A 13347-nucleotide genomic window follows, 5' to 3' on the forward strand; every position below is an offset into this window, starting at 1 on the left:
GATGGCGACTCCAACTGTGGCGATTGTGGGCACCGGCCCGTCGGGTTGCTACGTCGCGCAGGCGCTCAGAAAGGAGTGGCCTGAGGCAGAGGTCGTAATGATTGACCGACTTCCCGTGCCATACGGGTTGGTGCGCTATGGAGTGGCCCCAGACCATCCGGGAACCAAGGCAGTAACGCGACAGTTCGAAAGGTTGTTCGAACGGGAAAACATCCGATTCATCGGCAATCTCGAGATCGGAAAGGATCTTGCGCTGGATGAGTTACGCCAAGCGTATGACATTGTCGTTCTTGCAACGGGGCTCTATGGCGACCGCAGACTCGGCATTCCGGGCGACGACCTCACGCATGTTTACGGTGCAGGTCGAATCACCCGACTGCTCAATGACCACCCTGACGAGGTCGACTTCGCTCCCCGACTTGGCAAGCACACCGTCATTGTGGGGAACGGCAACGTCGCCATCGACCTGCTGCGTCTGATCGCCAAATCGCATGACGAGTTCGATGGGTCGGATATCTCGGATGAATCCCTGTCACACCTGCTGGCTGACCCAGTCGAGACCATCGACATTGTCGGGCGCTCGCCCGCTGCACTGGCGAAGTTCGATACGGTGATGATCAAAGAACTGGCCAAGCTCAGCAATGTGCGGTTCAAGATCGGCCCGGACTCGTCACTGACATCCGCCTCCAATCCGCTGGAGCACGCAAAAATCGAATCGCTTCTGGCTTTGCAAGAAATCCAAAGCGTTGCTGCCGGCCATAGGAAAATGGTGACCTTCCACTTCGGGTGGGCTCCCGAGGAGGTTCACGGCACGGATGAAGTCCAGTCGATCACCTTCGTTTGCACTGACGGTACCGGGAAACGCATTCAACTCAAAGCGGACAGCGTTATCACCGCCATTGGGTTCGAAGAGCGGAAAGGGACTGATCTGAGCAGGGATGCACTTACCAGCGCGGCATCACATATCGAAGCCGGCTATATGGACGCTGGTCTTTATTGTGCCGGCTGGTTCAGAAGAGGCCCGCGCGGAACAATACCTGAAAATCGAGCTGACTCTAAGCGTGTCGCGGACTCGATAGTTCAGGCAATTAGCGCCGGCACCCTCTCGATTGGCAAACCAGGATTTTCCGCAATCCCAACTCGAATAAAGGATCTCTTGGTTAGCTACGACGACTGGAAGCGTATCGATGCCAAAGAACTGCAAAGTGCTCCTGACGGAAGAGTTCGGCGAAAAACAAGAAGCAAATTTGAAATGTTGAGCATCGCTCAAGAGAACCCCCAGGGAGTCACCCAATGAAAATACAAGTACTTTTCGGCACCGAAACTGGCAACGCAGAAATGGTTTCCGATGACATCGTAGATGCTCTCGCTCATGAAATTGATATTTCTGCCGCAGACATGTCCAAGTTCCAGATCAGCGAACTGTCCCCTGAGAATTTCTACATTATCGTCTGCTCCACCTACGGCGACGGAGAGCTCCCGAACTCAGCGCAGCCTTTCTTCTCGGCCCTGGGAGCTCAAAAGCCCGAGCTCACAGGTCTGCGCTTTGCCGTCTTTGGCTTGGGTGACAGCTTCTACGCTACCTACAACCGGGGCAGCGAAATCATCTCCGAGCAGCTTGTAGAACTGGGTGCGAATCAGATTGGGAAGCGTGGCCTTCATGATGCATCCAGTGGCGAACTGCCAGGCGATATCGCCATGCAGTGGGCGAAGGAAATCCTCTCGGAAATCTAAAACTCATCAAGTTAAGTGCCGCCTCGGATTCCAATCTCAGGCGGCATGTTAATTTCTGAATCAACAGTCGGCGTCTGACCTCCCCTTGCCAAAGCTGCAATAAAGCCAAACAGCCGACAACCGATCAGAACTTCGCAGAAGGTAGAACATGAAATCTGAACCGCTCAAGATCTGCATCCTTGAAAATGGACTGACGCCCGCCGACCTGATTGATGAGTTTGGATCTTATCCTGCAATGATTGAACGCTGGATTTCTCCGTTCTTGCCAGGAGCGGCCTTTACCTACATTTCCCCAGTGCGGGGAGAAGCACTCCCCAACCTTGAAGCGTTCGACGGCTACATCCTTTCAGGCTCCCGCTACAGCACTTACGAAAAAGCTCCGTGGATGTTGAGCCTTATTGACTTCCTACAAGCGCTCAAGGAGAAACGAATCCCTGTATTTGGTATCTGCTTTGGCCATCAAATCATGGCTGATGCGTACGGTGGCCAGACGACAAAAGCCAAGAACGGCTGGGGTGTTGGGGCACAAGTCTATGAGTATGTGAACGGTGCGCCCCCTAAGGCAGCAGCCTCTTTCATTTTCCACCAGGACCAGGTCACAACCCTGCCTCCCAGTGCGTCGTGCATTGGAGGATCGTCCCACTGCACGAATGGAGTTCTAGCCTACGATTTCCCAGCCATCTCGGTTCAGTTCCATCCGGAGTTCACTACCGCGTACATTCAGGCCCTGGCAACCAAGTTCCGAGGCACATTGCTTCCGGAAGAAATCTCCAGCAAGGCGCTGGATAGCATTGAGAGTCTGGAAGTCGATAACAGCCAAATCGCACACTGGGCTGCATCTTTCTTCAGGAAACATGCGTATAGCATCCCCGTCTCTTGATCCCCGCTCCCTGAGTCACTAGGCCTCCGCACCCTGCGGGGGCCCATCCCCGCCCACCTCCAACTGCCATTCCACCAGGCGGAATGGCCGCGCTCTGCCCCAGCGCAGGACGCCAACCCTGCGATCTCAGCAGCCCCAACAGGGACCCCACCCATCGGTATCCAGAAAAAAATCTGTTGAAAGATATAAAACCATATTTTAAATTTAATTCGCCCCTGCCAGGTGCTTACGGCAAGCCGTTAGAGCAGGGAGTAACAAGAATTAAGCAGCTGCAGAGCCTTGCGAATGCTGCGCCAGAGGAGAACTCGAATGACAGCGTTAGACCTTCACAGAGAACACAACACCAGCTCCAGCACTGCACAGGAGCTTTCCGCCCGAATTCGTGAAGCTGGTGTGGAGTACCTCTACTACCAGGTGGTCACCCTTTCCGGCCGCGTCATCGCCAAGGTTGTCCCGGCCAAGCACCTGCTCCGCAACCTGGAAAAAGGCGTTCAGTTTCACCGCACCGCCATCTCCGATCTGCAAACAACGCGCGCTGGCGAACTCCTGGGCGGCGGAGCCCAGGCTGCAGAATTCACTGCGATGCCGGATATCGACAGCTTCCACGTCCTGCCGTGGGATCGTTCCATCGGCTCATTCTTCTGCCGCCTGTATGAGCCGGATCACCGCCTGGAAAATGGCGGTGATCCGCTGGCAACCGACGCTCGCGGCCACCTGATTCGTACCCACAAAGCGTTCATCGAAGAAACTGGCATGCGCCTGAAGTCGGGCTGCGAGCCCGAGATGACGTGGTTCGGCGAGAAGCTGGAAGTACAAGTCCGTCCTGGCGCCAGCCCTGCCTACCATCTGGGCAACCTGGAGCTGATGCGCCCGATCTACAAGCGCGTCATGGAGTACGCGAACGCAATGGGCCTCGACATGATCGAGGGCGATTACGAAGACCCGGGCCAGCTCGAGCTGAACTGGATGTTCGACTCCTGCGAGTTGACCGCTGATCGCCTGATGACTTATCGCCTGATCTGCCGCCAGGTAGCTCGCGAGTTCGGCGTCACTGCCAGCTTCATGCCGAAGCCGAGCACCGGCAGCATGGGCAACGGCTGCCACCACAACGTCAGTCTGTGGAAAGGCGACCGCAATGCCCTGGCCGAACCAGGCCGCCGTGAATTGCACCTGACCGATATAGGTTTGCACGCACTCGGCGGCATGCTTGCGCATGCTCCAGGTTCGATGATGATCATGGCGTCGACCGTAAACTCCTACAAACGCTTCTGGGACACCGGGCAGTTCGCTCCGACCCGCCTCAACTGGGGTATGGACAACAAGACCTGCACTGTCCGCCTCTCCGCGAACGGGCGCCTGGAATACAAACTCCCTGACGCCAGCGTGAACCCGTACCTGTCTCACTCCCTGTTGCTGGCCGCCATGCTCGATGGCTTGCGTAACAAGATCGACCCGGGCCCGTCCGAGAGCAAGGACAGCTATGCGCAAGGTGGTAACTCGGCGCGCCTGCCGCTGACCCTTGGTGAAGCCGTCCAGGCTTTCGACGCCGACGAAGTCATCCGTGCTGCGCTGCCGCCGGAGATGACGTCGCTCTATCGCGACCTGAAGGCTGACGAGTGGGCCCGCTCCTGCGGCGTGGTCACTGATTGGGAGCGCAAAATGTACCTGGACTACCTGCCATGAGCCTGATTAATCAAGAAGCACTGCAGGAGTTCCGGATCATTTGCGCCGACCTGCCTGCGCCCCCCCTGTTCTGGAAGGATGGCGAGGGCTACCGGCATGGGTACGAGTCAGATCTCGGTCGCCTTCTGGCAAACACGCTGGGGCGCTCCTGCAAGTTCGCCTATCAGAACTGGGCTGACTTCTACCCTGCACTGCAGGCCAACCAAGGTGAAATGATTCTGTGTGGCCAGGGCATATCCGACTACCGGAAGACGCTCGCGGACTTCACCGAGCCCTATGCGGTCTTTGACGAGGCCGTGATGGTGCTGCGTGGCAGCCCGGTACGAAGCCCTGCTGATCTTGTCGACAAAAAGGTTGGAGCCATCGCCAATAGCCTGAACATGGCACTGGCCGAAACCTTTACCGGTTGCATTTGCGTGCCGTTTGGCGGCGACAGCGATGACGTCCTGGGTGACATGGTTCAAGCCCTGCGCGAAGGCAAAATCGACGCGTTTGTCGACGATGACGTCGCGCTGGTACCTCTGGCTGAAGAGGCAGACCTGGGCATTGGTTTTAGCATGCCGACCCAGAACAAGTGGGGTATTGCCGTGAAGAAGGGAAACGGGCAGTTGCTCGCAAGGGTCAACGACGCCCTGGCGACAGTGAAAGCCAACGGGCAGTTGGAACAGATCTGGCGCAAGTGGATGCCTTCCCTTAGCTACCCGTTCGGGAACAACTGAGCGCAGCCCTCACCCTGCGCCCAGATGGTCAAAGCTCGTTTTGATCAGGCGGGCTTTTTGAGGCCGTTCCCGCAAGGAGGCGGCCTTTTTTCTTGCAAGTACAATCAAAACATCTGGAAAGAGGTTATAAGAGCGTGAGAGACGGCAAGTCTGATAAATTCCAACACGCTTCAAGCGTACAGAGAACGAGGATTAGCGCGGGGGAATGGTCACCTGGTCACAGGTGAAAGCACTTCAGGCCAACAGAATACGTATGAACGAAACTACGAGTGCACGGACAGCCACTTTCATGCGGCTGCGTCAGGAAGGGCGAACCGAAGAGGTGGTACGCCGACTGATCGAGGTCATCGACCTTGGACTTTTCGCAGAGGGAGAGCAGCTACCCAGCGAGAACGAGTTGGCGATGCAATTTGGCGTCGCGACCGTAACGCTCAGGGAAGCATTGGCCTACCTTCGGGAACGAGGCGTGATCGAAACCCGCCGGGGACGTAACGGCGGAAGCTTCGTCTGCCCTCCTGTCGAGATATCGGAAGACCTTCTGTTCTCTCGATTGAGTGAGATGAGCGCATTGGAACTGCGAGATCTTTGCGACGAGCACGTCGCTATCTCCGGTGCAGCTGCACGTCTTGCAGCAAGACGTTCATCAACGGAACACCACGCTCGCTTCGAGCACTACATCAAGGCACTAGGGGAAGCGACGACAAGACTGGAAAGGCGTCGCGCCGATGCGCGATTCCACATCGAAATCGCCGTAGCCGCCCAATCCGTGAGACTTACTCACGCAGAGATGAGCTTGCAAGCCGAGATTGGTGAGCTGCTATGGATTCCTGTCGAAGGCGCACAACGGCCCGAGGCCGTGCAGTACGAACATCGCGCGATAGCTGACGCGATCATTGCAGGTGATTCGAACCTGGCGGGAGCACTGGCCGAAGCTCACGTGACCCGTGGGATCAAACGTTTAATAGATCTGAGACTAAATCTTTTAGCGCAAGAAGAGGGGTGACTGGCACGTCACTTGCTCCCCGTTTCTTGAGCAAATCTGATCACGGTTTGTGTGTGAAACGTACCCACAATAACTAATATTCAACGACACGCAGCGGGACGCTAAGCCATGCCAGAAGATATTCTCCGAGACGAGCTTGATGAATGTGCAACACGCATCAACGCCTCGATCGGTAACGTATTTAGCCAACTGACCGCGCTCGCGGATGAGGTTGTCGACATCTGGAGGCGACTCAGCGCGGAAGGGAGGAAGCCTACCTCCAAGGATCTGGCCACGCTGAAGCCCAAGATCGACGCCCACCTCCAGGCCGAAAGAACCTCTGTACATGGCACGGGGGTTGTGATCGAGCCGGGAGAACTGGCCGATCAAGAAATGTATCTGGAGTGGTGGCGAGTGGGGGCGTCGGGCAAAGTCGTTCCCATGACCCTCAACTTCAACCGTCGAAGCGAAAGCTATTACAACTATCAAAGCATGCCTTGGTTCGCCCGCCCGAGAGACACAGGGCACAATATTGTCGTTGGCCCCTATGTCGATCTGTACGGCGCCGACATGTATATCCTGACCTTCTCCATGCCTATCTATGTCGACGGCCGCTTTGTCGGCATTGCTGGAGCGGATATAGCCCTGCACCGGTTCGAGCGCGTTCTGCTCTCAAGCCTGATGAAGATGGAGCACGAAGCCCTGATAGTGACGGAAGAAGGGCGAGTCGTTGCAGCCAACACCGCCAACTGGACGGTCGGGGAAATGGCACATCATGCGTTCAACCGCACAGAAGCGGACTGCAAGATAATCGAGCTCGGTGAAGCTGCGGCTCACTGGTCACTCATCCGGCGGCCCAATCGACGGAACATGACAGGGGCAGCATAAATCACTTTGGCTAGCTTGCGTCCGATGAGGGGCGAGGCTGCGATATCAGCACCTCACCACGAAGCTTCGGCGGGCTATTGAACCGACTCTAACGATACCCATGCCGCTTTGAGCGCCCCCTCTGATCCCTGGATAGTCTCTCCAGCAAATACAGCCCAGCTCTTCGCCTGGAACATCCAGATTCGGCAACAGCGCTATTGCCCTGATGATCTTGGGCAAGACTAGGAGTGAATTGCGTTGCCTTAGGATTTTGCACCGCACTTTTTGCCTCGAGCCTCGGCCTGTCGGTGCTGCCACGATCAAACTGCACAATGAAATATGCCCTTGAGGACAAGGGCATATTGGCATCCAAGAATAAGTGGAAGCAGGATCAGGCTTGGCGATTAGGCCGCATCCGCGCTCACCGCTCGAAAGGAACTGCCAGGAACGGCATCCCCATGCGGTGCATCGCTACGGTGATGGGGGCGAGAAAGCGCCATGTAAACGAAGCCGATTGCAATTACGGCTGCCGCCGAGAGCAGGACTATCCAGTTGTCGTACCAAGCAGCATCAGGAGTCCGAGGCCAGCAGATATTCACGATAGCTGCCACGCCGTACACCAGGGCACCAATATTGATCAGCAGGCCAAAGCGGCCAAGCTGATATTCACCGGAGGGCTTCCATCCCTTCAGACGTGCTCGCAGGGACGCAAGAATGACCATCTGGAAGGCAATGTAGATACCGACTGACGAGAAGGAAATGATCTTCAGCAGTGCATCAGCAGAAATCATCGAGCCCACGACGATGATGCCTGGAACGATTGCAGACAGAAGCAGAGCGTAGGGCGGTACATGCTTCTCATGAGAGAACTTCGCCAGCAGAGTGCTACCGAACACCATCTTGTCGCGGGCATAGGCATAGACCAGCCGACTGGCGGCAGCCTGCAGGCTCATCGCACAGGACAGGAAGGAAATCAGCACGACACCCAATACCATCCAGGCGCCGACGGTGCCGAATGCAGACTTCAAGACACCCGTGACCGGGTCACCCGCAGTGCCATCGATCACAGCGCGGAAGTCCACAACCGAAAGGGTCAGCGCCAGGCACACAAAGGTTGCTGCAGCGCCACCGATGTAGATCGTGCGACGCATGGATTTGGGGATACGAAGCCCGGGATTCGGCACCTCTTCGGCGACGTCACCGCAAGCTTCGAAGCCGTAATACTGGAACACGCCAATCAAGCTCGCCGCCAAGAACGCGCTGAGGTAGGTGCCACTCCCTTCAGCACCAAACGAGTCGAAAAGGACACTGAAGTCATGATGGCGCTCGAAGATCAGCAAGTAGCCGCCGACCACCAGAGCACCAAGGATCTCCGCCGTAAAACCAATGATGGCGGCCTGAGCCAAGATGCGAGTTCCCATCAAATTGATGATGGTAGCCAGCGCCAGCACAGCCAATGCACAAATTACCGTTGCTTCGGTGGTCGGCTCAAAACCAATGATTGAGGCGGTGTAGGGGGCAGCACCATAGACCACACCCGCAATGGTCGAAAACAGCGCCATCACATACACCCATCCGGTCATCCATGCCCACTTGCGCCCCCACAGGCGACGGGCCCATGGGTACACGCCCCCCGCCAAGGGGTACTGGGAAACGATCTCGCCAAACACCAGCGCAACCAGCATCTGGCCAAAGCCGGCCACGAAAAGAGCCCAGATCATCGGCGGCCCTCCCAGTGCGAGGGAGGTGGCGAAGAGGGTGTAAATGCCTACGACTGGCGAAAGGTAAGTAAAGCCCAGCGCGAAATTCGCCCACAGACTCATGTCCCGCCGGAATTCAGATTTGTACCCAAGCGATGCCAGGCGTGCGGCGTCAGCATCACCGGGGATGTTCTTGTGGTGATCAGTCATCATGCTACCTCGTGTCTTTTTTGTGCTTCTAGGCAGTGACGTAGTGGATAGAGCCCTTTCTATCGATACGCAGGCTTCAGGAGATGCGCAGGTGTTATTGCTGCACATCTTAGAAATATCTGCTTAAACATATTAGGTCAAATGAAATATTTTTTCTAACACCTAATCACTTATGCCCTGAAAGGATAGAAACCCTAGAGAAACGACGCAAAACAGATGACCAACCTCCTGGAAAAGCCGAAAGATTACCTACCAAGCCCTATAACCGACGTCGATTAATCATGTTATTCCATATTTTTATGGCTGAGATGCCGGTTGCTTCCTAGCCCCCTGCCCAACAAGCAGGCGGGCCAACAACTCGAGGCGTTTTATTAGCGCTGGTCTCGCCTCGCCCAATCGATAGGAGACAGCATTACTGGATCCAAGTGCCTTCGCAGGGAGTGATTCTGGCCGCACCGGTGCCCCACGTTGACCTCGCCTCCGGTGATCTTGAAGGCCACCGGCAATCCATGCGCATTCGATAGAGCCCCCTCAACCGTCCTGCGCAGATCCGGCTTGTAGTGAATGACTCGGCCCCAGCCATTTGCAACCATCCCAAAGCTGCCTGTCGTATCAGGCTGAAACCGGCCAGAATCCGACACACCTCTCAAACCGCAAATTTGTCCCCTTTGCCCGTGAACCTTGCGTTGCGGCCCGCAGTCTTACCCCGGCCTCGGAGTCCAGTTGCCAGCGACTCCAGCAAGTCGCGTCTCCGGTCATTCCTCCGCACCTTCGACGCCAATGCCACCCATCAGAGCCGTTCGCCGTCCATGCGCCAAACCGCCCGCACCTCCTGCTTTGTCTCGCTCTGCGTCGTTCCGTTGCTCCCGCTGTTCGCCACCCCCGCCCATGCCAGCGGGGAAAGGCAATTGCAGGCAGCAATCAACAGCTACCGTGCCCACCCCCAGCGCTGCGAGCGACGCACGGTCCAGGCGTTGGCGCCGCTGGCGCTGAAGACGAGCCTGGCCTTGCCGGTCGGCTATAACGGCCGTTTACGGGAGGAGTTGAAGGCTTCCGGATATCAGGCCGTGACGGTGCGCACCATCCGCCTGGTCGGGGCAGAGGACGCCGAGGCAGCCTTCAGCCAGCTCCGGAGCGGTTACTGTGGAGCCCTGCTGGATAAGCAGTTCACCGATATCGGCGTCAGTCGCAGAAGGAACGAGTGGCGGGTGGTGCTGGCGCGGCCAGTGCTCAATGAACATCTGGGCGATGCGAGAGCTTCGGGCAAGACTTTGCTGGCCCAGGTCAACGCAGCGCGAGCGAAGCCACGCATGTGCGGTCGTCAGCGCTTCGCCGCCGCACGGCCGCTGGCCTGGAATTCCGCCTTGGGGGCGGCGGCTCAGAAACACAGTCGGGCGATGGCCAACGGAAACTACTTCGCACACCGAGGCCACGACGGTGACTCGCCTGCGGATCGGGCGCGGGCCGCAGGCTATCGGGGCCGGCAAATCGGCGAGAACATCGCCGCCGGACAAGGCTCACCGAGCAAGGCGATGGAAGGGTGGCTCGCCAGCCCCGGGCATTGCGCGAACCTGATGAACCCGCGGTTTACCCAGGTTGGCGCGGCCTATGCGACGCAATCGCGTAGCGACGCGGGCATCTACTGGACGATGCTGTTCGGTGCGCCCTGAGTTGCGGCCGCGGATAGCCCGTGCGTGAGCAATTGCATGGCCGTTCGCGAGAACAGGACTTTTTCCAGAAGGTTCATGTCGACTCAGATCCAGTCATTCGCAACCGGCAGCACCGGCCCAAGACTGTCGGTGTCGACCAGTCGCGATCAGCCAGTAATGGAGATCCTGGTTATCAGGAGGCCGTTGACTCTTACAGTGCTTCCGTATTGAAGCGATCAGGCGTAATGTAGCTTTCTCAACATTTTATGTTTTGAGCTCTACATGAACGATTGGCTTGCACTCGTCATCGGCCTGCCCACCGCCAACGCCACCGCACGCATGCGTGCCTGGCGTGCCTTGAAGGCCTGCGGCGCTGCCGTGCTGCGAGACGGCGTTTACTTGCTGCCCAATAGCGCAACCTGCCACGAATCTCTGGTAGCCATCGAACGAGACATCCTTTGCATCAAGGGCACCGCTTATCTGCTGCCGATCAACGATCCCCAGGGCGAACGCTTCCTGGCGCTGTTCGACCGGGTCGAGGAGTACGCCGCGTTGCGGGTGGATATTGAAGAATGCCGTGAACAGCTGACTGCGGCGAATGCGCTGACCTCCACCAGGCAGATTCGCAAGCTGCGCAAAGCGTTTGCCCAGCTCTCCGCCATCGACTTCTTCCCAGGAGACGCCCGGCAACAGACCGATTCAGCTCTGCAGGAGCTGGAGGCCGCCGTCAGCAAAGCCTTGTCGGCGGACGAGCCAGGCAGCCATGACCTGCCGATCAAGGTACTTAGCCGTGGGGACTTCCAGGGCCGTCTCTGGGCCACCCGGAAGCGACCCTGGGTCGACCGCCTGGCCAGCGCCTGGCTGATCCAACGGTTCATCGACCGTGATGCGCGCATCCTCTGGCTCGATGCGCCCGGCGATTGCCCTGCTGATGCGTTGGGTTTTGATTTTGACGGCGCCGCCTTCAGCCATATCGGCCATCGCGTCACCTTCGAGACCCTGCAAGCCAGCTTCGAACTGGAGATGCTTGGGCTGGACCGGATCGCGGCCCTCGTCCATTACCTCGATGTGGGCGGAGCTGCGCCTGCGGAGGCGGCCGGTATCGAGCGGGTGCTGGCGGGGCTGCGTGAAACCATTGCCGATGACGATCAACTTCTGGCCGCGGCCGGCGCCATCTTCGATGGGTTGCTGGCCGCTTTCGTAAAGGATGAAAACTCCAATGAGTGAAACCACTGTGCCGCCAGCAGAACAGGGCCAATCAAGCACCGCCCCTGTCAGCCTGCTCCAGGCGTTCCTGTTCTGGCTGAAGCTGGGATTCATCAGTTTCGGCGGCCCGGCCGGGCAGATATCGATCATGCACCAGGAGCTGGTGGAACGCCGCCGCTGGATCTCCGAGCGCAGGTTCCTGCACGCGCTGAACTACTGCATGTTGCTGCCCGGGCCGGAAGCCCAGCAGTTGGCCACCTACATTGGCTGGCTGATGCACCGCACCTGGGGCGGGGTGATCGCAGGCGCCCTTTTCGTCCTGCCTTCGCTGTTCATTCTCATCGCTCTGTCGTGGGTCTATATCGCTTACGGTGATGTGCCTGCGGTGGCAGGCTTGTTCTATGGCATCAAGCCGGCGGTGACCGCCATCGTCGTCCAGGCGGCCCATCGCATCGGCTCGCGTGCGTTGAAGAACAACTGGCTGTGGGCGATTGCTGCAGCGTCTTTCGTGGCCATCTTCGCCCTCGATGTGCCGTTCCCGATGATCGTGCTGGGGGCTGCAGTGCTCGGCTATTTCGGCGGCCGGTTCGCGCCGACAAAATTCAGCGTCGGCGGTGGCCATGGTGCAGCGAAGCATTCCTTTGGCCCGGCGCTGATCGATGACGACACGCCGCCAGCGGCACATGTCCGTTTCCGCTGGTCACGCCTGGTGCTACTGCTGGTAGTCGGAGCAATCCTCTGGACCTTGCCCATGGGCCTGCTGACCGCGGTCTTCGGCTGGCAAGGCACTCTGACCCAAATGGGCTGGTTTTTCACCAAGGCGGCGCTACTGACATTCGGCGGCGCCTATGCGGTGCTGCCTTATGTGTACCAGGGCGCGGTGAGCCACTACGGCTGGCTGACCCCAGCCCAGATGATCGATGGCCTGGCGCTGGGTGAAACCACGCCAGGCCCGCTGATCATGGTCGTCGCCTTCGTCGGTTTCGTTGGTGGCTACGTGCAGCCGATGTTCGGAGCCGAGCAGCTCTTCCTGGCTGGTGCGGTGGCCGCGGCCCTGGTCACCTGGTTCACCTTTCTCCCCTCTTTCCTTTTCATTCTCGCGGGCGGCCCGTTGGTGGAGTCCACCCACAACGAGCTGAAATTCACCGCGCCGCTGACTGGCATCACCGCAGCCGTGGTCGGGGTGATCCTCAACCTGGCGCTGTTCTTCGGCTACCACGTGCTCTGGCCGCAAGGCTTCAGTGGTCGCTTCGACTGGCCCTCGGCGCTGATCGCGTTGGGGGCGGCCGTTGCCCTGTTCCGCTTCAAGCGGAGCGTAATCCAGGTGCTGGCCGGCTGTGCCCTGGTCGGGCTGGTGGTGCACCTGCTGCAAAACTGAGAGGTGGACGATGAGTCGTATCTCGATCTGTGAATTGGCGGAATGGCGGGCCGCCAGCCGAACCTTCACCCTGCTGGACGTGCGCCGCGCGAATGCGCGGCAGACCGACTCAGCCGAGATTGCCGGCGCGCAATGGCGTGACCCTGAGGCCGTGTTCAGTTGGAAAGATCAGATTCCGCGCGACCGGCCGGCGATTGTGTATTGCGCCCATGGCCGCGAGATCAGCCAGGGGATTGCTGCCACGCTGGAGGCACTGGGGCTCGACGCACGCTACCTGATTGACGGATTCGCCGGTTGGCGCGATGCCGGCCAACCCACCCAGAGCCTATCCACATAGGC

At 58.4% G+C, this 13347-nt stretch carries 12 protein-coding genes; 11 read left to right on the top strand and 1 reads right to left on the bottom strand.

The annotated features are described in order from the left end of the window. Position 1 precedes the first annotated feature (1 nt). From OXH74_RS24445 to OXH74_RS24475, 7 genes are all read left to right on the top strand, one after another. Entirely contained in the window at positions 2–1297 is a 1296-nt protein-coding gene (locus OXH74_RS24445; protein ID WP_375741673.1) for an FAD-dependent oxidoreductase, read from the top strand. Continuing rightward, the gene (locus tag OXH74_RS24450) at positions 1294–1734 is read left to right on the top strand and encodes a flavodoxin domain-containing protein (protein WP_375739252.1); all 441 of its coding nucleotides are present in this window, start codon (positions 1294–1296) and stop codon (positions 1732–1734) included. The genes OXH74_RS24445 and OXH74_RS24450 overlap by 4 nt, the downstream gene beginning before the upstream one ends. Before the next feature lie 148 nt (positions 1735–1882). After that, on the top strand, positions 1883–2614 hold the full coding sequence (locus OXH74_RS24455) for a type 1 glutamine amidotransferase (protein ID WP_375739253.1): 732 nt from the start codon (positions 1883–1885) through the stop codon (positions 2612–2614). Between the two features lie 309 nt (positions 2615–2923). Next, complete coding sequence (locus tag OXH74_RS24460; RefSeq protein WP_375739254.1) at positions 2924–4297, top strand: glutamine synthetase family protein; 1374 nt, start codon at positions 2924–2926, stop codon at positions 4295–4297. Further along, positions 4294–5016, top strand: a complete 723-nt coding sequence (locus tag OXH74_RS24465) for a substrate-binding periplasmic protein (RefSeq protein ID WP_375739255.1) — start codon at positions 4294–4296, stop codon at positions 5014–5016. The genes OXH74_RS24460 and OXH74_RS24465 overlap by 4 nt, the downstream gene beginning before the upstream one ends. Positions 5017–5269: 253 nt before the next feature. After that, entirely contained in the window at positions 5270–6019 is a 750-nt protein-coding gene (locus OXH74_RS24470; RefSeq protein ID WP_375741674.1) for a FadR/GntR family transcriptional regulator, read from the top strand. A gap of 108 nt (positions 6020–6127) precedes the next feature. Continuing rightward, complete coding sequence (locus tag OXH74_RS24475) at positions 6128–6886, top strand: cache domain-containing protein (protein ID WP_375739256.1); 759 nt, start codon at positions 6128–6130, stop codon at positions 6884–6886. A gap of 383 nt (positions 6887–7269) precedes the next feature. Here OXH74_RS24475 and OXH74_RS24480 read toward each other — a convergent pair whose 3' ends face one another. Further along, positions 7270–8775 (bottom strand): APC family permease, encoded by a 1506-nt coding sequence (locus tag OXH74_RS24480; protein WP_375741675.1) that lies wholly within the window; start codon positions 8773–8775, stop codon positions 7270–7272. Positions 8776–9584: 809 nt separating this feature from the next. On the opposite strand from OXH74_RS24480, the gene OXH74_RS24485 reads away from it, so the two are divergent. The 4 genes from OXH74_RS24485 (at position 9585) to OXH74_RS24500 (ending at position 13345) form a co-directional block, all read left to right on the top strand. Then, positions 9585–10445, top strand: a complete 861-nt coding sequence (locus OXH74_RS24485; RefSeq protein WP_375739257.1) for a CAP domain-containing protein — start codon at positions 9585–9587, stop codon at positions 10443–10445. Positions 10446–10706: 261 nt separating this feature from the next. Further along, positions 10707–11651: a chromate resistance protein ChrB domain-containing protein gene (locus OXH74_RS24490; protein ID WP_375739258.1), complete on the top strand. Its 945-nt coding sequence runs from the start codon at positions 10707–10709 to the stop codon at positions 11649–11651. Then, positions 11644–13008, top strand: coding sequence for a chromate efflux transporter (gene chrA, locus OXH74_RS24495; protein WP_375739259.1), 1365 nt, complete (start codon positions 11644–11646; stop codon positions 13006–13008). The genes OXH74_RS24490 and chrA overlap by 8 nt, the downstream gene beginning before the upstream one ends. Before the next feature lie 10 nt (positions 13009–13018). Next, entirely contained in the window at positions 13019–13345 is a 327-nt protein-coding gene (locus OXH74_RS24500; RefSeq protein WP_375739260.1) for a rhodanese-like domain-containing protein, read from the top strand. Positions 13346–13347 lie beyond the last annotated feature (2 nt).

This window comes from Metapseudomonas boanensis (genome assembly GCF_042232855.1).
In the GTDB taxonomy this organism is placed as follows: Bacteria; Pseudomonadota; Gammaproteobacteria; order Pseudomonadales; family Pseudomonadaceae; genus Metapseudomonas; species Metapseudomonas boanensis.

What these genes read in the sequence shown, in the direction of transcription:
- OXH74_RS24445 (WP_375741673.1), top strand. Translation starts at nt 2, where the DNA reads ATGGCGACTCCAACTGTGGCGATTGTGGGCACCGGCCCGTCGGGTTGC.
- OXH74_RS24450 (WP_375739252.1), top strand. Translation starts at nt 1,294, where the DNA reads ATGAAAATACAAGTACTTTTCGGCACCGAAACTGGCAACGCAGAAATG.
- OXH74_RS24455 (WP_375739253.1), top strand. Translation starts at nt 1,883, where the DNA reads ATGAAATCTGAACCGCTCAAGATCTGCATCCTTGAAAATGGACTGACG.
- OXH74_RS24460 (WP_375739254.1), top strand. Translation starts at nt 2,924, where the DNA reads ATGACAGCGTTAGACCTTCACAGAGAACACAACACCAGCTCCAGCACT.
- OXH74_RS24465 (WP_375739255.1), top strand. Translation starts at nt 4,294, where the DNA reads ATGAGCCTGATTAATCAAGAAGCACTGCAGGAGTTCCGGATCATTTGC.
- OXH74_RS24470 (WP_375741674.1), top strand. Translation starts at nt 5,270, where the DNA reads ATGAACGAAACTACGAGTGCACGGACAGCCACTTTCATGCGGCTGCGT.
- OXH74_RS24475 (WP_375739256.1), top strand. Translation starts at nt 6,128, where the DNA reads ATGCCAGAAGATATTCTCCGAGACGAGCTTGATGAATGTGCAACACGC.
- OXH74_RS24480 (WP_375741675.1), bottom strand. Translation starts at nt 8,775, where the DNA reads ATGACTGATCACCACAAGAACATCCCCGGTGATGCTGACGCCGCACGC.
- OXH74_RS24485 (WP_375739257.1), top strand. Translation starts at nt 9,585, where the DNA reads ATGCGCCAAACCGCCCGCACCTCCTGCTTTGTCTCGCTCTGCGTCGTT.
- OXH74_RS24490 (WP_375739258.1), top strand. Translation starts at nt 10,707, where the DNA reads ATGAACGATTGGCTTGCACTCGTCATCGGCCTGCCCACCGCCAACGCC.
- chrA (WP_375739259.1), top strand. Translation starts at nt 11,644, where the DNA reads ATGAGTGAAACCACTGTGCCGCCAGCAGAACAGGGCCAATCAAGCACC.
- OXH74_RS24500 (WP_375739260.1), top strand. Translation starts at nt 13,019, where the DNA reads ATGAGTCGTATCTCGATCTGTGAATTGGCGGAATGGCGGGCCGCCAGC.